The organism is Nocardioides cynanchi (assembly GCF_008761635.1).
In the GTDB taxonomy this organism is placed as follows: Bacteria; Actinomycetota; Actinomycetes; order Propionibacteriales; family Nocardioidaceae; genus Nocardioides; species Nocardioides cynanchi.
Genome location: NZ_CP044344.1, coordinates 3,064,523 through 3,085,172 on the forward strand (window position 1 = coordinate 3,064,523; position 20,650 = coordinate 3,085,172).

The 20,650-nt window shown below is 72.5% G+C and carries 17 protein-coding genes; 9 read left to right on the plus strand and 8 right to left on the minus strand.

From position 1 onward, the window contains the following. Positions 1–11: 11 nt before the first annotated feature. Positions 12–2,105, minus strand: a complete 2,094-nt coding sequence (locus tag E3N83_RS14770; RefSeq protein ID WP_151083949.1) for an elongation factor G-like protein EF-G2 — start codon at positions 2,103–2,105, stop codon at positions 12–14. A gap of 269 nt (positions 2,106–2,374) precedes the next feature. Between E3N83_RS14770 and E3N83_RS14775 the strand changes: the two genes are divergently transcribed. Beyond that, entirely contained in the window at positions 2,375–3,832 is a 1,458-nt protein-coding gene (locus E3N83_RS14775) for an NAD-dependent succinate-semialdehyde dehydrogenase (RefSeq protein ID WP_151083950.1), read from the plus strand. Between the two features lie 29 nt (positions 3,833–3,861). Here E3N83_RS14775 and E3N83_RS14780 read toward each other — a convergent pair whose 3' ends face one another. From E3N83_RS14780 to E3N83_RS14790, 3 genes are all read right to left on the minus strand, one after another. After that, positions 3,862–4,875 carry a helix-turn-helix transcriptional regulator gene (locus E3N83_RS14780; protein WP_151083951.1) on the minus strand — a complete coding sequence of 338 codons (1,014 nt, stop codon included), beginning with the start codon at positions 4,873–4,875 and terminating at the stop codon, positions 3,862–3,864. A 66-nt stretch (positions 4,876–4,941) separates the two neighbouring features. Next, positions 4,942–6,495 (minus strand): glycerol-3-phosphate dehydrogenase/oxidase, encoded by a 1,554-nt coding sequence (locus tag E3N83_RS14785; protein ID WP_151083952.1) that lies wholly within the window; start codon positions 6,493–6,495, stop codon positions 4,942–4,944. After that, the gene (locus E3N83_RS14790; RefSeq protein WP_151083953.1) at positions 6,492–7,097 is read right to left on the minus strand and encodes a TetR/AcrR family transcriptional regulator; all 606 of its coding nucleotides are present in this window, start codon (positions 7,095–7,097) and stop codon (positions 6,492–6,494) included. The genes E3N83_RS14785 and E3N83_RS14790 overlap by 4 nt, the downstream gene beginning before the upstream one ends. Positions 7,098–7,114: 17 nt before the next feature. On the opposite strand from E3N83_RS14790, the gene E3N83_RS14795 reads away from it, so the two are divergent. After that, positions 7,115–8,692 (plus strand): FAD-binding oxidoreductase, encoded by a 1,578-nt coding sequence (locus tag E3N83_RS14795; protein WP_238342925.1) that lies wholly within the window; start codon positions 7,115–7,117, stop codon positions 8,690–8,692. Between the two features lie 19 nt (positions 8,693–8,711). Here E3N83_RS14795 and E3N83_RS14800 read toward each other — a convergent pair whose 3' ends face one another. Continuing rightward, entirely contained in the window at positions 8,712–9,398 is a 687-nt protein-coding gene (locus E3N83_RS14800; protein WP_151083954.1) for a pirin family protein, read from the minus strand. Between the two features lie 7 nt (positions 9,399–9,405). Here E3N83_RS14800 and E3N83_RS14805 point away from each other — a divergent pair, with 7 nt between their 5' ends. Continuing rightward, entirely contained in the window at positions 9,406–10,752 is a 1,347-nt protein-coding gene (locus E3N83_RS14805; protein ID WP_151083955.1) for a GH1 family beta-glucosidase, read from the plus strand. Between the two features lie 9 nt (positions 10,753–10,761). On the opposite strand, the gene E3N83_RS14810 is transcribed toward E3N83_RS14805, so the two are convergent. From E3N83_RS14810 to E3N83_RS20065, 3 genes are read right to left on the minus strand one after another with little or no spacing between them, the layout of a single operon-like run. After that, the gene (locus E3N83_RS14810; protein WP_151083956.1) at positions 10,762–11,445 is read right to left on the minus strand and encodes a class I SAM-dependent methyltransferase; all 684 of its coding nucleotides are present in this window, start codon (positions 11,443–11,445) and stop codon (positions 10,762–10,764) included. 31 nt (positions 11,446–11,476) lie between these two features. Further along, positions 11,477–12,787: a UDP-glucose dehydrogenase family protein gene (locus tag E3N83_RS14815; protein WP_151083957.1), complete on the minus strand. Its 1,311-nt coding sequence runs from the start codon at positions 12,785–12,787 to the stop codon at positions 11,477–11,479. 33 nt (positions 12,788–12,820) lie between these two features. Continuing rightward, complete coding sequence (locus E3N83_RS20065) at positions 12,821–15,031, minus strand: NADPH-dependent 2,4-dienoyl-CoA reductase (protein ID WP_238342927.1); 2,211 nt, start codon at positions 15,029–15,031, stop codon at positions 12,821–12,823. A 46-nt stretch (positions 15,032–15,077) separates the two neighbouring features. Between E3N83_RS20065 and E3N83_RS14830 the strand changes: the two genes are divergently transcribed. From E3N83_RS14830 to E3N83_RS14855, 6 genes are read left to right on the plus strand one after another with little or no spacing between them, the layout of a single operon-like run. After that, positions 15,078–15,536 (plus strand): DUF4396 domain-containing protein, encoded by a 459-nt coding sequence (locus E3N83_RS14830; RefSeq protein WP_151083958.1) that lies wholly within the window; start codon positions 15,078–15,080, stop codon positions 15,534–15,536. A 26-nt stretch (positions 15,537–15,562) separates the two neighbouring features. Next, positions 15,563–16,432, plus strand: a complete 870-nt coding sequence (locus E3N83_RS14835) for an ABC transporter substrate-binding protein (protein ID WP_151083959.1) — start codon at positions 15,563–15,565, stop codon at positions 16,430–16,432. After that, positions 16,429–17,292, plus strand: coding sequence for an amino acid ABC transporter permease (locus E3N83_RS14840; protein ID WP_151083960.1), 864 nt, complete (start codon positions 16,429–16,431; stop codon positions 17,290–17,292). The genes E3N83_RS14835 and E3N83_RS14840 overlap by 4 nt, the downstream gene beginning before the upstream one ends. Further along, positions 17,289–18,023, plus strand: coding sequence for an amino acid ABC transporter ATP-binding protein (locus tag E3N83_RS14845; protein WP_151083961.1), 735 nt, complete (start codon positions 17,289–17,291; stop codon positions 18,021–18,023). Before E3N83_RS14840 ends, E3N83_RS14845 begins: the two co-directional genes overlap by 4 nt. 25 nt (positions 18,024–18,048) lie before the next feature. After that, complete coding sequence (locus tag E3N83_RS14850) at positions 18,049–19,206, plus strand: CaiB/BaiF CoA transferase family protein (protein WP_151083962.1); 1,158 nt, start codon at positions 18,049–18,051, stop codon at positions 19,204–19,206. Then, entirely contained in the window at positions 19,203–20,639 is a 1,437-nt protein-coding gene (locus E3N83_RS14855; protein ID WP_238342928.1) for a flavin-containing monooxygenase, read from the plus strand. The genes E3N83_RS14850 and E3N83_RS14855 overlap by 4 nt, the downstream gene beginning before the upstream one ends. Positions 20,640–20,650: the final 11 nt, after the last annotated feature.

Here is a 20,650-nt window from a genome sequence, read left to right on the forward strand (position 1 = left end):
CAGGCCCCGCCTCAGCGGTCGCGGCGGGCGACGGTGGCGGCGACGTCCTCGGGCATCGGTTCGTAGTGGCCGAAGGAGCGGGTGAAGGCGCCGGCGCCGTGGGTGGCGGAGCGGAGGTCGACGGCGTACCTGACCAGCTCGGTCTGGGGCACCTCGGCGTTGATCACGGTGCGGTCGTCGCCGACCTTGTCGGTCCCGAGGAGCCGGGCTCGGCGTGCCGAGAGGTCGCTCATGGTGGGGCCGATGTGCTCGTCGGGTACGACGACGGCCACGACGTCGTAGGGCTCGAGCAACGTCACCGTGGTGCTCGAGGCGGCCTCCCGCAGGGCCAGTGACCCGGCCATCTGGAAGGCCATGTCGGAGGAGTCGACCGCGTGCGCCTTGCCGTCGGTCAGCGTGACCCGGAGGTCGACCATCGGGTAGCCGGCCCGGACCCCACGCTCCATCTGGGCCCGCACTCCCTTCTCGACCGAGGGGATGAACTGGCGCGGCACCGAGCCGCCGACCACCTTGTCCACGAACTCGAAGCCGGCGCCCTCGGGGAGCGGCTCCACCTCGACGTGGCACACGGCGTACTGCCCGTGGCCGCCGGACTGCTTCACGTGCCGGCCGAGTCCCTTGCCGAGGCCTCCGAAGGTCTCGCGCAGCGAGACCAGGAACGGCTGGGTGTCCACGTGGACGGAGTAGCGGTCGGCCAGCCGCGCGATCAGCACGTCGGCGTGCGCCTCGCCCATCGTCCACAGCACCAGCTGGTGGGTCTCGGGGTTGTTCTCGACGCGCACCGTCGGGTCCTCGGCGGCGAGCCGGGCGAGCGCCTGCGACAGCTTGTCCTCGTCCTGCTTGCTGCGGGCCACGATCGCGACCGGAAGCAGCGGCTCCGGCATCGACCACGGGCGCAGCACCCGAGGGTCGTCGACGGCCGACAGCGTGTCACCGGTCTCGGCCCGGCTCAGCTTGCCGATCGCGCACAGGTCGCCCGCGACCACCCTGTCGGCGGCCACCATCTGCCGGCCGAAGGGGTAGGCCAGCGAGCCGACCTTCTCGTCCTCGTCGTGGTCCTCGTGGGTCGAGTCGGCGAAGAACGACGTGAAATGGCCCGAGACGTGGACCGGTGCGTCGGGGGTCAGGGTGCCGGAGAAGACCCGGACCAGGCTGACCCGTCCGACGTACTGGTCGCTGGTGGTCTTGACGACCTCGGCGACGAGGGGCCCGGCGGGATCGCCGGTGATCGCGGCCGCGACCGCGCCGGCAGGGGTGAAGACCTCCGGCGACGGGTGCTCCAGCGGCGAGGGGAAGCCGTCGACCGCGAGGTCGAGCAGCTCGGCGCAGCCGACGCCGGTCACCGAGCACACGGGAACGACGGGATGGAAGCTGGCCCGGGCGACGGCCTTCTCGAGGTCCTCGGTCAGCGTCTCGTGGGCGATCTCCTCGCCGCCGAGGTAGCGGTCCATCAGGGTCTCGTCCTCGGACTCCTCGATGATGCCCTCGATCAGGGCTCCGCGGAGGTCGTCGTGCTCGCCGTCCTCGACGAGCAGGTCGATCACGCCGGTGACGGCGCCACCGTCGCGGACCGGCACGTAGAGCGGCAGCACCTTGTCGCCGAACGCCGCCTGCGCGGCCGCCAGCACGCCGTCGTAGTCGGCCCGGGCCTGGTCGAGCTTGGTGATCACCACGGCCCGGGGCATGCCCACCTCGGCGCACTCGCGCCACAGCGCGGCGGTGGCGTCGTCGAGGGCGTCGTTGGCCGCGATCACGAAGAGGGCGCAGTCAGCGGCCCGTAGGCCGGCGCGCACCTCGCCGACGAAGTCGCCGTACCCAGGGGTGTCGACGAAGTTGATCTTGGTCCCGCGGTGCACCACCGGTGCGATCGCCAGGGAGATGGAGCGCTCGTGGGCATGCTCGGAGTCCTCGAAGTCGCACACGGTCGTGCCGTCCCGGACCGAGCCGGCCCGCGGGATGGCTCCTGCGCAGGCGAGCAGCGTCTCGACCAGGGTGGTCTTCCCGGACCCGCCGGGCCCGACCAGCACCACGTTCCGGATCCGGTCCGGGCTGCCCGCCCCGAGATCTTGCCCGGCTGGTCTACGGCCGCCCGCCTTCTCCGCCATGTCTCGCCTCCAGGTCCGCTGGCGGCCGGAGTCGGCCGCCGACACGTGTCGCTGGTCCGAATCAACTCCTCCCGGAGCAGATGTTCAAGAGGCCAAGGGGCCCGGCATTCGGGGGAGGAACGGGCCGAGCCCCTCGCAGCATGGGGTCAGCGAGGGGCTCGGGTACGGCCAGGTGACATGCCCCCCGGCGCGCACGGACACAGTCGCAGAACCGCTTCAGAGGTGAGAAGGCTTTCGGCAAACTTCACCGAGGTGCGAGGCTATTTCACATGACTGGACTAGACCTCTTGGCAAAGACCGGCTCGCGCGGTCTGTTCATCGCTGGACAGTGGCGCGAGTCGAACACCGGGGCGAGGTTCCAGGTGCACGACCCGGCCGACGAGTCGGTGATCACCGACGTCGCGGACGGCGACACCTCCGACGCCATGGCGGCCCTCGACGCGGCCGTCTCCGTCCAGGCCGACTGGGCCGCCACCGCGCCCCGCGAGCGCGGCGAGATCCTGCGTCGCGCCTTCGAGGCGGTGATCGACCAGGCCGACGACTTCGCCGAGCTGATCAGCCTCGAGATGGGCAAGACGCTGGCCGAGGCCAGGGGAGAGGTGACCTACGGTGCGGAGTTCCTGCGCTGGTTCTCCGAGGAGGCGGTGCGGATCCACGGTCGCTGGATGCAGGCGCCGGCGGGAGGCTCACGACTGCTGACGATCCGCAAGCCGGTCGGTCCGTGCCTGTTCATCACCCCGTGGAACTTCCCGCTGGCGATGGGCACCCGCAAGATCGGCCCGGCCGTGGCCGCGGGCTGCACGATGATCGTCAAGCCGGCCGAGCTGACCCCCCTGACCATGCTGGCCCTGGCCCAGGTGATGGACGAGGCCGGTCTGCCGGCGGGGGTGCTCAACATCGTGACCACCCACCACAGCAAGGAGCTCAGCTCGACGCTGATGGCCGACGAGCGCCTGCGCAAGGTCAGCTTCACCGGCTCGACCCCGGTCGGCAAGGTGCTGGTCCGCCAGTCCGCCGACCAGCTCCAGCGGATGTCGATGGAGCTCGGCGGCAACGCGCCGTTCGTGGTCTTCGAGGACGCCGACGTCGAGGCCGCCGTCGACGGCGCGATGGTCGCCAAGATGCGCAACATGGGCGAGGCCTGCACCGCGGCCAACCGCTTCCTGGTGCACGAGTCGGTGGCCCGGCAGTTCGGCGACCTGCTCGGTGCGCGGATGGGTGCCCTGCGCACCGGTCGTGGCCAGGAGGCCGGCACCGACGTGGGGCCGCTGATCAACGACGACGCGGTGCAGAGCATCGGGCAGCTGGTCGCCGACGCGGTCGACGACGGTGCCGAGGTGCTCTGCGGTGGCTCGGCGCCCGACGGCCCGGGCCACTTCTACTCGCCCACGGTGCTGCTCGGCGTCCCCGCCCAGGCTCGGATCAACCGCGAGGAGATCTTCGGGCCGGTTGCGCCGATCACCACCTTCACCACCGACGAGGAGGCGATCGCGCTGGCCAACGACACCGAGTACGGCCTGGCCTCCTACGTCTACACCAGGGACCTGGCCCGCACGATCAAGGTCGCCGAGGCGCTGGAGTTCGGCATGGTCGGCATGAACACCGGCCTGCTCTCCAACCCCGCGGCGCCGTTCGGCGGGGTGAAGGCGAGCGGGTTCGGGCGCGAGGGCGGCTTCGAGGGCATCGAGGAGTACCTCGACACGACGTACGTCGCGCTCCCGGTGTGAGCGCCGGCTGACCGCGCGCCTTCCAGAGGTCAGCGCTGCTGGCGCGGCTGCGCCAGCGCGTCGGCCAGCTCGCCGCGCGAGGTGATCGACAGCTTGCGGAGGATGTGCGAGACATGCCACTCCACCGACTTCACGCTTACCCCGAGCTCCTCGGCGATCTCGCGGTTGCGCTTGCCCGTGACCACGCGCTGGGCCACCCGGCGCTCGGCGGCGCTGAGCTCGGCCAGGCGCCCCGGCAGCTCGCCGTCGGCGTGCTCGCCGAGGCGCTCGAGCAGCCAGCGCACGCGGGAGAGCAGGGGCCCGAGGTCCTCGCGCCGGGAGTAGGCCTCGGCCGAGCGGAGCAGCTCGACCGAGCGCGCCTTCTCCGCCGGCTGCAGGAGCATCAGCCAGCCGGCCAGGTCGGTCCGGATCTGCGCCTCGAGGCGGGCGGCGCCGACCCCGGCGAGGGTGTCGAGCGCGTCCTCCAGCAGCCCGATCCGGTCGCTGGTCGGGGCCACCGCCGCGAGGGTGCGCAGGGCATAGGCCACGGCGTACGGCGAGTCGCTGCTGCGCGCCTCCGCGAGCTCCTTCTCGACCAGGGCGTTGGCGGTCGCGATCTCACCGCGGCCGGCGATCAGGCGCGCCACCCCGCTGCGCCACGGCAGCCACGGGTGGTCGCGACCGGTGGACTGCTCCTCGTCGACGTGCTCGAAGGCCGTGATCGCGAGATCGGTCTGCGCCCGGGCGGCGGCGAGCTCGGCCAGCCCGTACCACGCGAGAGCGGCGACCCGACCTCGCTCACGGGTCAGGCCGGTCAGCTCGCGGGAGTAGGGAGCGGCGCCACGGACGTCACCGCGAGCGAGCCGCGCGACCAGACCGATCAGGGCCAGACCGGCCCGCACCTCAGCAGGGACGTCGTCGCGACCCACGCTGTCGACGGCGGCCGAGGCGTCGCCGATCCGACCCTGTGACAAGGCGTCACGGGCCAGGATCAGCACACGGGCGGAATCGTCCGCAACAGGTTCGTACGACGTGCTTGAGTCCGCCCCCCAGGGCTCGAGCATGGGTCGAGGGTAGGGGAGAGCGCACCCGGTTGGGGAGGGGCGGCCCCACTATTTAACGAGCCGCGATCAACAACGAGCCGCCGCCACGCCCAGAGCCCGGCGGGCGAGGGGCTCGGCGGCCTCCCGATCCTCGGCGACCAAGCCGACCCGGGTACGCCGGTCGAGGAGGTCGGCGACGTCGAGGGCGCCCTCGTGCGTGACCCCGAAGACCAGCTCGGCCAGGGTGACCGGAACCCGGGGCGACACGGGGGCGAGCAGCTCGTCGTCGGCCAGCCCGGTCACCGCCCGGGCGTCGGCGAGGACGAGGTCCGCGTCGGCGCCGTACCTGCGGACCAGGCGTGGCGACGGCCCGGCGGCGACGAGCCGGGCCAGCTCCAGCCGTGGGGCCGCGCCGGCCAGCGGCAGCGTCGCGGTGCGGCTCGGCGCCGCGCTCAGTCCGGGCCGGGACACGGCGGCGTCGACGGCGTCCTGGGCCATCCGGCGGTAGGTGGTGAGCTTGCCGCCGACCACCGTCACCACCCCGGTGGTCGAGGTCAGGACGGCGTGGCGACGGGACAGGTCGGCGGTGCGGCCCTCGGCCTGGAGCAGCGGACGCAGGCCGGCGAACGCCCCGACGACGTCGGAGCGGGTCAGCCGGTGGCCGAGGCCGGAGGAGACGGTGTCGAGCAGGAAGTCGATCTCGTCGTCGGTGGGCTCGGGCACGTCGGGCCGCTCGCCCTCGACCGGCTCGTCGGTCAGGCCGAGGTAGACCTGGCCGTCGGGCTGCGGGAGCGCCATCACGAAGCGGTTGCGCTCACCGGGGACCGGCAAGGTCAGGGCCACCCGGAGGGCGGGGAGGGTCTCGGCGCGCAGCACCAGGTGGGCGCCGCGGCTGGGGCGGAGCCGGATGTCGTCGACGAGGTCGCCGGCCCACACGCCGGCGGCGTTGATCACGGCTCGGGCGGTGACCTCGTGCGTCCGCCCGGTCACCTCGTCGCGCAGCCGTGCCCCCCGGCCGTCGAGCCCGACGACCCGGCTGTGGGTGCGGACGTCCGCCCCCAGGTCGGCTGCGGTGCGCGCGATCGTGGCCACCAGCCGGGCGTCGTCCTCGAGCTGGCCGTCCCACGACAGCAGGGCGCCGCGCAGGCCCTCGGCCGCCAGGACCGGTGCGAGATGGAGGGCCTCGGTGGCCGAGAGGTGACGAGGGCGGGGCAGGGTGCCGCGCGAGGTGCCGGCCGCCAGGCGCAGGAGGTCGCCGGCGCCGATCCCGGCGCGCAGCAGGGTGCCCTGGGTGCGCCCGGTCCCGGTGCCGAGCGGGAGCAGCATCGGGAGGGGGTGGGTCAGGTGGGGTGCGGTGACCTCCATCAGGATCCCGCGCTCGACGGCGCTCTCGTGGGCCACGGCGAGCTGGCCGTTGGCGAGGTAGCGCAGGCCGCCGTGGACCAGCTTGCTCGACCAGCGCGACGTACCGAAGGCGAGGTCGTGGGCGTCGACGGCGAGCACGCTCAGCCCGCGTGAGACGGCGTCGAGGGCGCAGCCGGCGCCGGTGACACCCAGGCCGACGACCAGGACGTCGACCGCCTCGGGAGCCTCGACCAGCCCGGGCCGGATCCGGCCGGTCGGCACCGGAGCCGTGCTCATCGGGTGACCGCCCGGCGCACGAGCTGCTCGAGCTCCTCGTCCAGGTCGGACTCCTCGACGTCGTCGTCGACCATGGTGTGCAGGCTCAGCACGAAGCCGTGCATGGCCAGCAGCAGGGCCCGGGCCATGGCGTCGGGCCGTCCCTCGCGGATGCTGCCGTCGCCCTGGCCCTCGCGGATCCGGCCGGCGACCAGGTCGGCGACCGCCTGCTGGCTGCGACCCCGCCGGGTCAGCAGGTAGGGCAGCAGCAGCTCGGCGTCGAGCTCCACGATCCGCACGAACAGCTCGTTGTCGCGCAGTGCCCGGCAGGTCGCGACCACCTCGGCGACGAGGCGGTCCGCCGCCGTCGCCGTCGTGCGGGTCGCATCGGCCTCGGCCACGGCGCGGGCCACCACGGCTCCCCACTCGCGGGTCATCAGGTCGCCGAGCACCGTCGGCATGTCGGGCCAGGCGCGGTAGATGGTCATCCGGCTCACGCCCGCGCGGCGGGCGACCTCGGTGAGCGTCGTACGCCGCCAGCCGACGTCGAGGATGCAGGCCCGGGCCGCGTCGAGATAGGCCGACTGCGGGCCCCCGTCGTCATTGTGACGAAGTGACGTCATGTGTCACACTGTAACACGTGAGCGACCTCGAGATGCACCCCACCCGCTGGGGCGACCCGGCCCGCGCGACCGCCCTGCCCGACTCCGCCCGCGGGCTGGTCGAGCTGGCGTTCCCGACCGGTGACCACACCGTCGCCGACGACGCACCGGTGTCCCTGCCCCCGGTGCGGCTGGAGCCCGAGGTGCTGGCGGCGTTCGCCGAGGTCCTCGACGCCGACCAGGTGCTCACCGACGACCGGAGTCGCCGGCTGCGCACCCGCGGCAAGTCGACCCCCGACCTGCTGCGGGCCCGAGCGGGCGACCTGGGCGACGCCCCCGACGCCGTGCTCCGGCCGGCCGACGCCCAGCAGGTGCAGGCCGTGCTCGAGGTAGCGACCCGTCATCGGGTGGCGGTGGTGCCGTTCGGTGGAGGTACGTCGGTCACCGGCGGCCTGGTCGCCCGTCGCGAGGGGTTCGCCGGTGTGGTCAGCCTCGACCTGGTCCGGATGAAGCGGCTGCTGGCCACCGACCGGGTCTCGATGACCGCGACGCTCGAGCCCGGGCTGCGCGGCCCCGAGGCCGAGGCCCTGCTGGGCGAGCAGGGCCTGACCCTGGGTCACTACCCGCAGTCGTTCGAGTACGCCACGATCGGCGGCTTCGCCGCGACCCGGTCCAGCGGGCAGTCGTCGGCCGGCTACGGCCGCTTCGACTCCCTGGTGACCGGGCTGACGGTGGCGACTCCCGTGGGCCCGGTCTCGCTCGGGCACGCCCCGGCGAGCGCCGCCGGCCCCGACCTGCGCCAGCTGTTCCTGGGCTCCGAGGGTGCGTTCGGGGTGATCACCTCGGTCACCGTCCGGGTCCGTCCCCGCCCCGAGATCCTGGTGCACGAGGCATGGCGCTGGCCGTCGTTCGACGCCGGGGTCGAAGCGATGCGGGTGCTGGCACAGGCGCAACTGCTGCCGACCGTGCTCCGGCTCTCCGACGAGACCGAGACCGCCCTCAACCTGGCCGACCCCGACTCGATCGGTGGCTCGGCCGCCGGCGGCAGCCTGATGATCACCGGCTTCGAGGGGACCCCCGAGGCCGTCACGGCCCGTCGTACCGCCGTGACCGCACTGTTCAGCGACCTCGGCGCCACCCTCGCGGGCGACGGGCCGGGCCGGGCCTGGGCCGCCGGCCGCTTCGACGCGCCGTACCTGCGTGACTCGATGCTCGACGTCGGCGTGCTGGTGGAGACGCTCGAGACCGCGACGTTCTGGTCGCACCTGCGTGAGGTGTACGACGCGGTGTCGGCCGCCCTGATCGCCGCCCTCGGCGAGCCGGTGATGGTGCTGTGCCACGTCTCGCACGTCTACGAGACCGGGGCGTCGCTCTACTTCACCGTGGCCGCGAGCGAGGGTGACGACCCGCTCGGGAAGTGGCTCGCCGCCAAGCGCGCGGCGATGGAGGCGATCGTCGCGACCGGCGCGACGATCACCCACCACCACGCGGTCGGGACCGATCACCTGCCGTGGCTGGAGTCCGAGATCGGGCCGGTCGGGGTGTCGGTGCTGCGGGCCGTCAAGGCGTCGCTCGACCCCGAGGGGATCCTCAACCCGGGGGTGCTGGTCGGCTGACGCCGGCCCAGGGACCGGTTCAGCCGTCGAAGGACCAGGCCAGCAGCTGGGTCGGCACCGCGGCCGTGACGCCGAGGCCGCGCCCACCGTGCTCGGTGAGCTCGAAGGCGTCGCCGGCCGCGAGGGGCTCGGCCAGGCTGGAGCGGACCAGCGCGCCGCTGACCACGAAGACGTAGGCGCGCGCCGCGTCCGGGAGCGCGATCGTCTCGCCGGCGGCGACGTCCGCGAGGTCGAGCCGGGCTCCGGCGATCCCGAGTGCGAGGCCGCCCTCGCCGGCGACCCGGACCCAGCCGGGAGCGCTGAGGTCGGGGGTGCCCACCTCGCGGCGGAGGTCGCCTCCGGAGGCATCCGGGGTCAGCCACATCTGCACGAACCTGGTGACCTCACCGGCCGCGCGCTCGCTGTGGGTGGTGCCGCTCCCCGTGGCGGTGACCGCGACCTGGCCCGCGGGCTGGCGCGTCGTACCGAGCGGGTCGGTGTGCTCGAGGCAGCCGGTCACCACCCAGGTGACGATCACGAGGTCGGAGTGCTCGTGCTCCGGGTAGCCGGCGTCGCGGCCGAGCAGGTCGTCGTTGAGGGCGACCAGCGGCCCGAAGGAGACCCGTTCGGGGTCGTAGAACGGCCCGAACGAGAACGAGTGGCGGGTCTGCCGCCCGGCCTCACGGGCCGTGAACCGGGCCAATCCCCGACGAACGACGACACTCACCGACACAATGATCCTCGTGGGTCACCCTCTGCTTCCACCGGGCTTCCGGTTCGGTGCCAGCACCGCGTCGTACCAGGTCGAGGGGGCGGCCTCCGAGGACGGCAAGGGGCCCAGCATCTGGGACACCTTCAGCCACGAGCCCGGACGGATCGTGGACGGGTCCACCGGCGACGTCGCCTGCGACCACTACCACCGCCTCACCGAGGATCTCGACCTGATGGAGCGGCTCGGGATCGGCGGCTACCGCTTCTCGATCTCGTGGCCGCGGATCCAGGCCACCGGCTCCGGTCACGTGAACGCCGACGGGCTGGACTTCTACGAGCGGCTCGTCGACGGCCTGCTCGAGCGGGGCATCCAGCCGATGGCCACGCTCTACCACTGGGACCTGCCCCAGGCACTCGAGGACGAGGGTGGGTGGCTGAACCGCGACACCGTCGAGCGGTTCGCCGAGTACGCCGCGCTGGTCGGCGAGCGGCTCTGGGACCGGGTCGAGCACTGGGTCCCGGTCAACGAGCCCAACGTCGTGACCATGCTGGGCTACGGCACCGGCACGCATGCGCCGGGCCGCACCCTGCTCTTCGACGCGCTGCCGGTCGCCCATCACCTCCTGCTGGCGCACGGCCGCGCGGCGATCGCGTTGCGGGCGGTCGGGGCCGGCAGCATCGGCTGCGCCAACAACCACGCCCCGATCTGGCCGGCCAGCGACGACGAGGCCGACGTGGGCGCCTCCAAGCTCTTCGACGCGATGTGGAACGGGATGTTCTCCGAGCCGATGCTCTTCGGCCGCTACCCGCGCGACCTCGCCCCGCTACTCGAGGACGTCGTCCACGCCGGCGACCTGGCCACGATTCGCCAGCCTCTCGACTTCTACGGCGTCAACTACTACAACCCGATCCGGATCGCCGCGGCCCGTGAGGACGCGCCGATGCCGTTCGAGGAGCGCGAGCTGGTCGGCTACCCGACCACCGACTCCGACTGGCCGGTGGTGCCGGACGCCCTGCGGGAGTGGCTGATCACGTTGCGCGCCCGCTACCGGGCCGCCCTGCCGCCGATCATCATCACCGAGTCCGGTTGCTCCTACGGCACCGCCCCGGACGCGGACGGTGTGGTCGACGACGCGGCCCGGATCGAGTACCTCGACGCCCACCTGCGGGCCGTGGCCACCGCGGTCCGGGCCGGGGTCGACGTACGCGGCTACTACACCTGGTCGCTGATGGACAACTTCGAGTGGGCCGAGGGGTACTCCCAGCGTTTCGGCCTGGTCTACGTCGACTACGAGACCCTCGAGCGGACGCCCAAGCGCTCCTTCGAGTGGTACGCCGAGACGATCAAGGTGCAGCCGCCCGACAACTGAGCGGTCGGGTCAGGCGTGGGCGAGCACGTACATCGACTGCCCGTCGGTCTCCTGGCCGTGCTCGAACCGGTCCACGCGGAGGCCGGCCGCGGCCATCAGGGACTCGAAGAACTCCCGGTCGAAGCGGACGCAGTGCAACGGCCCGCGCCAGTCGAGCTTGAGGTAGTCCTGGGGGTTCTCCACGCAGTCGGGGACGCCGTCCTCCACGAAGCAGGTCAGCCAGATCCGGCCCTCCGGCGCGAGCACGCGTGCCATCACCTGGGCGTAGCCGGCGACGTCGTCGGTGAGCATGTGGGAGAAGACCGAGTAGGAGTAGAGGACGTCGACGCTGCCGTCGTCGGCGGGGATCCGGCGCTTGGTCTTGCCGTCGGGGTTGTAGCGGTCGTTGTGCTGGTCGACCAGGGTGAAGCGGGTGTGGTCGTCGGCCAGGTGGTTCCGGGCCCAGCGGACCAGCTTCTTCTGCACGTCGACCCCGTGGTAGTCGGCGACGTGGCCCCACTCGTGCTTGACGCCGATCGCCAGCCGGCCCGCGCCACAACCCCAGTCGAGGAGGCGCGAGTCGCGCTGCAGCCCGGCGACCTCGGCGAGCAGCCGGACGTCGCGCACTCCGCCGGCGACGAAGTCCTCGTCCGAGGCGAAGTGGGCACCGCCCATGCGCAGACGCGGCGGCGGGAGCGGGATCTCGTCGGGCACGGCGACCAGTCTAGGGAGGCCGGTTCCGGGCTCAGCGCCGGCCGAGCCCCCGTACGGTCCAGCCGGCCGAGCGCCACGCGTCGTGGTCCAGGACGTTGCGCCCGTCGAGGAGCTGCGGCCGGGCCACCACGTCGGCGAGGTCGGAGGGCGAGACCTCGCGGAACTCCGGCCACTCGGTCAGGTGGAGGACGACGTCGGCGTCGCGGCAGGCCTCCACCGCCGAGTCGGCGTAAGACAGGGTCGGGAAGGCGACCGCGGCGGTGCCGTTGGCCCGCGGGTCGTAGATGCGGACCCGGGCTCCGCGCAGGTGGAGCTGTCCGGCGATCCAGAGGGCAGGGGAGTCGCGGACGTCGTCGCTGTCGGGCTTGAAGGCCGCCCCCCACACCCCGATCCGGGCTCCGGCGAGCTCGCCGACCATCCCGGCCACGATCCCGACGACGCGTTCGCGCTGGCGCTGGTTGATGTCGTCGACCTGGCGCAAGAAGGTCATCGCGTCCTCGACGCCGAGCTCCCCCGCGCGATGCACGAAGGCCCGGATGTCCTTGGGGAGGCACCCGCCGCCGAAGCCGATGCCGGCCTGGAGGAAGCGCCGACCGATCCGGGCGTCGTACCCGATCGCGTCGGCGAGGTCCACCACGTCGGCGCCGGTCGCCTCGCACACCTCGGCCATCGCGTTGATGAACGAGATCTTGGTGGCCAGGAACGAGTTGGCGGCCACCTTGACCAGCTCGGCGGTGGCGTAGTCGGTGACCACGACCGGGGTGCCGGCGTCGATCACGGTGGCGTAGAAGTCGCGCAGGGCCTTCTCGGCGCGGTCGTCGGCGACTCCGATCACGATCCGGTCCGGACTCATCGAGTCCTCGACGGCGTAGCCCTCGCGCAGGAACTCGGGGTTCCACGCGAGCAGCGCGTCCGCTCCCGCAGGCGAGAGCTCGGTGAGCAGCCCGGCCATCCGCTCGGCGGTGCCGACCGGCACCGTCGACTTGCCGATCACGACGGTGGGACGGGTCAGGTGGGGGGCCAGGCGGGTGATCGCGGTCTCGACCTGGGTGACGTCGGCGGCCAGGCTCTCGGGTCGCTGGGGCGTGCCCACGCAGACGAAGTGCAGCTCGCCGAACGCCGCCACCTCCTCGTAGGAGTCGGTGAACCGCAGCCGGCCGCCGGCCACGTGCCGCCCGAGCAGGTCAGCCAGCCCGGGCTCGAACATCGGCACCTCGCCGGCCGTGAGCGAGGCGAGCTTGGCCGGGTCGGTCTCCATGCCGAGCACCTCGTGACCCAGCTCGGCCATGGCCGCCGCGTGGGTCGCCCCGAGGTAGCCGCAGCCGATGACGGTGATCCGCATGCCGCGAGTCTAGGGAGGACCGGCCGCTCCCCGTCAGCCGGCGAGAGCCGCCGCCACCCGCGTGCCCTGCTCGATCGCGCGCTTGGCGTCCAGCTCGGCGGCCACGTCGGCGCCGCCGATCAGGTGAGCCTCGGTGCCGACCGCGACCAGCTCGTCGTACAGGCTCCGGACCGGCTCCTGTCCCGCGCACAGCACGACGTGGTCCACCTCGAGCAGGAGCGGGGCACCGTCGACGGTCAGGTGCAGGCCGGGGTCGTCGACCCGGTCGTACGACGCCCCGCTCACCTGGCGCACGCCCGACTGCTTGAGCACCGCGCGGTGCGCCCAGCCGCTGGTCTTGCCCAAGCCGATCCCGATCGGGGTGGTCTTGCGCTGCACGAGCGTCACCTCGCGGACCGCCGCGCGGGGCTTGGGCTCGGTCAGCCCGCCGGGGTGCAGGGCGGGGTCGCCGACCCCCCAGTGGGCCAGCCACGCGTCGAGGTCCTCGCCGGGCTCGTGGGTGAGGAAGACGCTGACGTCGACGCCGATGCCACCGGCACCGACCACCGCCACCCGTCGGCCGGGCACCACCCGACCGGCCAGGACGTCGGCGTAGGTGACCACGCTCGGGTGGTCCACTCCGGCGAGGTCGGGGATCCGTGGGGTGACCCCGGTGGCCACGACCACCTCGTCGTACGACGCGAGGTCGGCGGCCGAGGGCGTCGTGCCCAGGCAGACCTCGACGCCCAGCACCTCGAGCCGCCGGGTGAAGTAGCGCAGGGTCTCGGCGAACTCCTCCTTGCCGGGGATCTGCATGGCCAGCCGGAACTGGCCGCCGATCTCCTGCGCCCGCTCGAAGAGCGTCACCGCGAAGCCACGCTCGGCCGCGCTCACGGCGGCCGCCAGCCCGGCCGGCCCGGCCCCGACCACGGCCACGGTGGGGCCTCCGGTCGGTCGAGGGGGTTCCTTCGCCGGTTGAGCGGAGTCCCTCGCCGGTTGAGCGGAGTCCCTCGGTGGTCGAGCGGAGTCCCTCGGTGGTCGAGCGGAGTCCGTCGGTGGTCGAGCGGAGTCCGTCGGTGGTCGAGCGGAGTCGAGACCACCGATCGGCAGCAGCACCAGCTCGGTCTCCCGGCAGGCGCGCGGGTTGACCAGGCACGAGGCCTTGCGGTCGGCGAAGACGTGGTCCAGGCAGGCCTGGTTGCAGGCGATGCAGGTGTTGATCTCGTCGGCGCGGCCGGCGGCGGCCTTCGCCACGAACGCGGGGTCGGCCAGGAGCGGCCGCGCCATCGAGACCAGGTCGGCCTCGCCCGAGGCCAGGATCTCCTCGGCCAGGTCGGGGGTGTTGATCCGGTTGGAGGCGCAGACCGGGACGCCCACCTCGGCCTTGAGCCGGGCGGTCGCCGAGCGCCAGGCACCGCGCGGCACCTGGGTGATGATCGTGGGCACCCGCGCCTCGTGCCAGCCGATGCCGGTGTTGAAGGCGGTGACCCCGGCCTCCTCGAGCGCGTGGGCCAGGTCGACCACCTCGTCCCAGGTCTGGCCGCCCTCGACCAGGTCGAGCAGCGAGATCCGGTAGACGATCGGGAAGCCGTCGCCCACGGCCTCCCGGGTGCGGCGTACCACCTCGACCGGGAAGCGCATCCGCTTCGCGGCGCTGCCGCCCCAGGCGTCGCTGCGGTCGTTGGTGCGGGCGGCGAGCATCTGGTTGATCAGGTAGCCCTCGGAGCCCATGATCTCGACGGCGTCGTACCCGGCCTTGCGGGCCAGGCCCGCCGCGTGCGCGAAGTGGCTCGCGGTGCGGTCCACGCCGCTCGAGCTCAGGGCCGACGGCTTGAACGGCGTGATCGGCGACTTCGCCGCGGACGCACTGACGCTGAACGGGTGGTAGCCGTAGCGGCCGGCGTGCAGCACCTGGAGCGCGATCGCGCCGCCCTCGTCGTGCACCGCGCCGGTGACGTCGCGGTGCCGCATCGCCTGGAGCCGGGTGGTCATCTCCGACGCGAACGGCTTGAGCCAGCCGCGCTTGTCGGGGGCGTAGCCGCCGGTGACGATCAGGCCGACGCCGCCGCGTGCGCGCTCGGCGACGTACGCCGCGAGGGCCGGCAGGTCGCGGACCCGGTCCTCGAGCCCGGTGTGCATCGACCCCATCACCACCCGGTTGCGCAGCGTGAGGTCGCCGAGGGTGAGCGGCTCGAGCAGGTGCGGGTACGTCGTCACCCGCGACATTGAACCGTCGATCGGCGGCCACCGGGTCGTCAGAGCCATGTGATCCCTATTGCACCTGTATACCCCCCGGGGGTACCGTGTCGACATGGACACGAACTGGCGGATGGCGATCACGGCGACCCGGCACTGCCTGACCGGCTGTGCGATCGGCGAGATCCTGGGGATGCTGCTCAGCACCTGGTGGGGCTGGGGCAACGCCGGCAGCATCGCGCTCTCGATCGCGCTGGCCTTCTTCTTCGGCTACCTCCTGACCTACACCGGCGTACGACGTGCCGGTGCCGACGGGCGCACCGCTGCCCAGGCGGCCCTGGCCAGCGACACGGTGTCGATCGCGACCATGGAGATCGTGGACAACCTGTTCATCCTGGTGGTCCCGGGCGCGATGGCGGCGGGGCTGGACACCACCTTGTTCTGGTGGTCGCTGGCGGTCTCCCTGGCGGTCGCCTTCGTCGCCGCGGTGCCGGTGAACCACTGGCTGATGGCGCGCGGGAAGGGCCACGCCGTGGTCCACCGGTTCCACGACGCGCACGCCGGTCAGCACTGAGACAGGACTCCCGTACCATTCCCGGCATGCGCACGCCACGTAAGGCTGCCGTCCTCGCTCCGCTCATGCTCCTCGCGCTCGGGTGCGCGCCGCAGGCAAGCTCGACCACGGCCACCGACACGACCCCGACCACCGGCTCCCAGACCGCCGCCCAATGTGCCCAGGGCCACACGATGTCGAGCGGGAAGCTGACCATCGGCACCGACTCCCCGGCATACGACCCCTGGTTCCGGCACAACGACCCGACCAACGGGCAGGGCTACGAGTCGGCCGTCGCCTACGCCGTCGCCAAGCAGCTGGGCTTCGCCCCGAGCGCGGTGACCTGGACCAAGGTGCCCTTCAACTCGTCGTACGCCCCGGGCCCCAAGCACTTCGACTTCGACATCAACCAGATCTCGATCACGCCGGCCCGGGCCAAGGTGGTCGACTTCTCCGACGGCTACTACTCGGCGGCCCAGGCGATCATCGCGGTCAAGGGCTCCCCGGCGGCGAGCGCGACCAGCCTGGCCGACCTCAAGCAGTACAAGATCGGCGCCCAGACCGGCACGACGTCGCTGACCGCGATCCGCGACCAGATCCAGCCGAGCAGCGACGCGGTGGTCTTCAAGAACACCAACGACGCCAAGACCGCCCTCGCCAACGGGCAGGTGGACGCGATCGTGGCCGACCTGCCGACCGCGTTCTACCTGGTGGCGGCCGAGATCGACCACGGCACCATCGTCGGCCAGTTCCCGAGCGCGGGCGCCCCGGAGCAGTTCGGGATGCTGTTCGCGAAGCACAACCCCCTGGTCCCCTGCGTGAACCAGGCGCTGGCGACGCTCAAGAGCGACGGCTCGCTGGCCCAGTTCGAGAAGAAGTGGCTGAGTGACACGGTCAACGTCCCCGTCCTGAAGTGAGCGCGTCCGGACCCGGCTGGACCCCCAGCCCCCGCGAGCTCGAGCGGCGCGACGTTCGTCGGCAGCGCTCTCGTCGCGACCTGCTGGTCGCCACGGTCGCGGCCGTCGTCGTGATCGGCGGCCTGCTGGCCGGTCTCCTGCTCTCGCCGGGCTGGCCCACGGTGCGGTCGGGCTTCCTGAGCTGGCACGACGCCAAGGCGTCCTTCCCCGCGGTGATCAAGGGCTTCCTGAAGTACAACGTGACCGGGTTCCTGATCGCCGAGCCGTTCATCCTGCTGATCGGGGTGCTGGTGGCCGTCACCCGGGGCACCACCTCCGCGACGATGTTCCCCCTCCGGGTCATCGCCGTGGTCTATACCGACGTGTTCCGGGGGCTGCCGACCTACCTCGTGGTGATCGTCTTCGGCCTCGCGATCCCCGGACTGGGGCTCCAGGGCGTCACCACCAACACCTTCTGGCTGGGGCTCACGGCCCTGGTCCTCTGCTACGGCGCCTACGTGGCGGAGGTGTTCCGGGCCGGCATCGAGTCCATCCACCCGTCGCAGGTGGCCAGCGCCGACACCCTCGGACTGAGCCGGGGGCAGGCCATGCGCCACGTGGTGCTGCCGCAGGCGACCCGGCGGGTCATGCCACCCCTGCTCAACGACTTCATCTCGCTGCAGAAGGACACCGCGCTGCTGGGCGGCATCTTCGTCTTCGAGGGCCTGTTCGCAGCGCAGGACTACGGGGCCTACAACTTCAACTACACACCGATCACCGTCGTCGGCGTGCTGTTCTTGTGCCTCACGGTCCCGTTGACCCGGTTCACCGACTGGATCGGCCGGCGGGCGATGCGCCGGCAGTTCGCGGGCGTTCGGTGAGCGCCCTGCTCGAGGTCACCGACGTCCGCAAGACCTACGGCGACAAGGTGGTGCTCGCCGACGTCTCGCTGACGCTGCAGCCCCACGACGTGGTCTGCCTGATCGGCTCGTCGGGCTCCGGCAAGTCCACGCTGCTGCGCTGTCTCAACCTGCTCGAGGACATCGACGACGGGGTGATCTCGTTCGAGGGCCGAGAGATCTCCGACCCGCGGATCGACCGGCGGGAGGTGCGCAGCCGGATGGGGATGGTCTTCCAGTCCTACAACCTCTTCCCGCACCTGACCGTGCTCGACAACTGCACCCTCGCGCCGCGGCGCGTGCACGGCGTACCCAGGAAGGAGGCGGAGGAACGCGCTCGCCGCCTCCTCGAGCAGTTCGGCCTCGCCGACCAGGCCGACAAGCACCCCGACCGGATGTCCGGCGGCCAGCAGCAGCGGGCCGCGCTGGTCCGGGCGCTGTGCACCCAGCCCACCCTGCTGCTCCTCGACGAGATCACGGCCGCGCTCGACCCCGAGCTGGTCGGCGACGTGCTGACCATCGTCCGCGACCTGGCCGAGCAGGGCACCACGATGATCCTGGCCACCCACGAGATGAGCTTCGCCCGCGACATCGCGACCACGGTCTGCTTCCTCGACCAGGGGCGGATCCTCGAGCAGGGCCCGCCGTCGGAGATCTTCCACCACCCCCGCGAGGACCGCACCCGCCAGTTCCTGGCCCGCGTCCTGGGGTAGCGGTCCGGCTGAGAGGATCGGCGGTATGACGCTCGAGCTCGGCCGGGGGACCGGCCCGCTGCGCGGGGTGAAGGTCGTCGAGCTCGCCGGCATCGGGCCCGGGCCGCACGCCTGCATGATCCTGGCCGACCTCGGCGCGGACGTGATCCGGGTCGACCGGCCGGGCGGACAACCGCTGACCGGCGGCCCGACGGACCTGCTCAACCGCGGTCGTCCCAGCATCGCGCTGGACCTCAAGCACCCCGACGCGATCGCCACCGTGCTCGACCTCGTCGCCGGGGCCGACGTGCTGGTGGAGGGCCTGCGACCGGGTACGACGGAGCGGCTCGGCCTCGGCCCGGCCGCCTGTCTGTCCCGCAACCCGCGCCTGGTCTACGGCCGGATGACCGGCTGGGGCCAGGACGGGCCACTCGCCACCACCGCCGGCCACGACCTCGGCTACGTCGCGATCACCGGCGCCCTGCACGCGATGGGCCAGGACAAGGCGCGACCCCACTTCCCGGGCAACCTGGTCGGCGACTTCGGTGGCGGGTCGACGTACCTCGTGATCGGCATCCTCGCCGCCCTGCTCGAGGCCCGGGTGTCCGGCCAGGGCCAGGTCGTCGACGCGGCGATCGTCGACGGCACCGCCCACCTGAACTCCATGGCGACCGGCTTCCTGGCGAGCGGGCTCTACCGCGAGGAGCGCGCGGCCAACCTGCTGGACGGCGGCGCGCCGTTCTACGACGTCTACGAGACCGCGGACGGCCGGCACCTGGCGATCGGGGCGCTCGAACCGAAGTTCTACGACGAGCTGGTGCGCCTGCTCGGCATCTCCGAGACCGTGCCCGACCGCAACGACCCCGCCCAGCACGACGCCCTGCGCCGCGTGCTCACCGAGGCCGTCGCCGCGCGCACCCAGGCCGAGTGGGTCGAGGTCTTCGACGGCAGCGACGCCTGCGTGGCGCCCGTCGTCCCGCTCAGTGAGGCGTTCACCCATCCGCACCTGGCTGCTCGCGGCACCTTCGTCGACCGTGACGGCATCACCCAGCCGGCGCCGGCGCCGCGCTTCTCCCGCACCGGTGCCACGCTCACCACCCCACCTCCCGCCCGGGCCGGGCAGGACACCCGGGAGGCCCTCACCGCATGGGGGGTCGCCGACGTGGAGACGCTGCTGAGCTCGGGTGCGGCGGTCCAGGTGTGAGCCACGTCGACGTCCTGATCATCGGCGCCGGCCTGTCCGGCATCGGTGCGGCGGCGCACCTGACCCGCGAGCTGCCCGGCACGTCGTACGCCGTGCTGGAGGCGCGGGCGGTCAGCGGCGGCACCTGGGACCTGTTCCGCTACCCCGGCATCCGCTCGGACTCCGACATGTACACGATGGGCTACCGCTTCAAGCCCTGGCTCGACCAGGAGTCGCTGGCGCCCGGGCCGCGGATCCTCGACTACGTCCGCGAGACCGCACGCGAGTACGACGTCGAGCGGCACATCCGCTACGACCACCGGGTGGTCCGGGCGTCGTGGAGCAGCCAGGACGCCCGCTGGACGGTCGAGGCCGAGCGCGACGGCGCGACCGTCACCTTCACCGCCGGCTTCCTGTGGAGCTGCCGCGGCTACTACGACTACGAGCGCGGCCACGAGCCGGAGTTCGCCGGCGCCGCGGACTTCGCCGGCCCGATCGTGCACCCGCAGCACTGGCCCGACGACCTCGAGTGGGAGGGCAAGCGGGTCGTCGTGATCGGCAGCGGGGCGACGGCGGTGACCCTGGTGCCGACCCTGGCCCGCGACGCGGCCCACGTGACCATGCTCCAGCGCTCACCGTCGTACGTGATGAGTCTGGCCCGCCGCGACCCGGTCGCCCTGCGGATCCGGCGCTGGCTGCCCGACCGGCTCGCCCACCGGGTGGTCCGCTGGAAGAACATCACCACCACCGCGGCGTTCTACCGGCTGTCGCGGGCCCGGCCGGCGCTGGTGAGGCGGCTGGTCCGCAAGCAGAACCTCGCCCAGCTCCCTGAGGGGTACGACGTCGACACCCACTTCACGCCGGCCTACGACCCGTGGGACCAGCGGATGTGCTTCGTCCCGGACGGCGACCTCTTCAAGGCGGTACGGCGCGGCACCGCTGAGGTCGTCACCTCGACCATCGAGCGGTTCGACGAGTCCGGGGTCGTGCTGACCGGTGGCCGGCACCTCGACGCGGACCTGATCGTCACCGCTACCGGGCTGCGGCTCTCGCCGTTCGGCGACATCGCGCTCGAGGTCGACGGTGCCCCCGTCGACCCGTCGGCGGAGATGACCTACCGCGCCCTGATGCTGACCGGGGTCCCGAACTTCGTCTTCACCGTCGGCTACACCAACGCGTCGTGGACCCTCAAGGTCGACCTGGTGGCGGAGTTCTGCTGCCGGCTGCTGGCCCACCTGTCCGAGCACGGCTACCGCAGCGTCGTCGCCGTGCGCGACCCGTCGGTCACGCCGCTGCCGTTCATGGACTTCACCTCGGGCTACGTGCTGCGCGCCCTCGACCAGCTCCCGCGCCAGGGTGACCGCGAGCCCTGGCGGCTGCGGCAGAGCTACCTGCACGACCGCCGCACGATCCGGCACGCCGGCCTCGACGACGGGGTGCTCGCCTTCCGGTGACCGGGTCCTCG

Coding starts and splice junctions, on each gene's coding strand:
- E3N83_RS14835 (WP_151083959.1), top strand. CDS start 15,563: ATGCGCACGCCACGTAAGGCTGCCGTCCTCGCTCCGCTCATGCTCCTC.
- E3N83_RS14850 (WP_151083962.1), top strand. CDS start 18,049: ATGACGCTCGAGCTCGGCCGGGGGACCGGCCCGCTGCGCGGGGTGAAG.
- E3N83_RS14775 (WP_151083950.1), top strand. CDS start 2,375: ATGACTGGACTAGACCTCTTGGCAAAGACCGGCTCGCGCGGTCTGTTC.
- E3N83_RS14830 (WP_151083958.1), top strand. CDS start 15,078: ATGGACACGAACTGGCGGATGGCGATCACGGCGACCCGGCACTGCCTG.
- E3N83_RS20065 (WP_238342927.1), bottom strand. CDS start 15,031: ATGGCTCTGACGACCCGGTGGCCGCCGATCGACGGTTCAATGTCGCGG.
- E3N83_RS14815 (WP_151083957.1), bottom strand. CDS start 12,787: ATGCGGATCACCGTCATCGGCTGCGGCTACCTCGGGGCGACCCACGCG.
- E3N83_RS14785 (WP_151083952.1), bottom strand. CDS start 6,495: ATGAGCACGGCTCCGGTGCCGACCGGCCGGATCCGGCCCGGGCTGGTC.
- E3N83_RS14770 (WP_151083949.1), bottom strand. CDS start 2,105: ATGGCGGAGAAGGCGGGCGGCCGTAGACCAGCCGGGCAAGATCTCGGG.
- E3N83_RS14790 (WP_151083953.1), bottom strand. CDS start 7,097: ATGACGTCACTTCGTCACAATGACGACGGGGGCCCGCAGTCGGCCTAT.
- E3N83_RS14805 (WP_151083955.1), top strand. CDS start 9,406: ATGATCCTCGTGGGTCACCCTCTGCTTCCACCGGGCTTCCGGTTCGGT.
- E3N83_RS14780 (WP_151083951.1), bottom strand. CDS start 4,875: ATGCTCGAGCCCTGGGGGGCGGACTCAAGCACGTCGTACGAACCTGTT.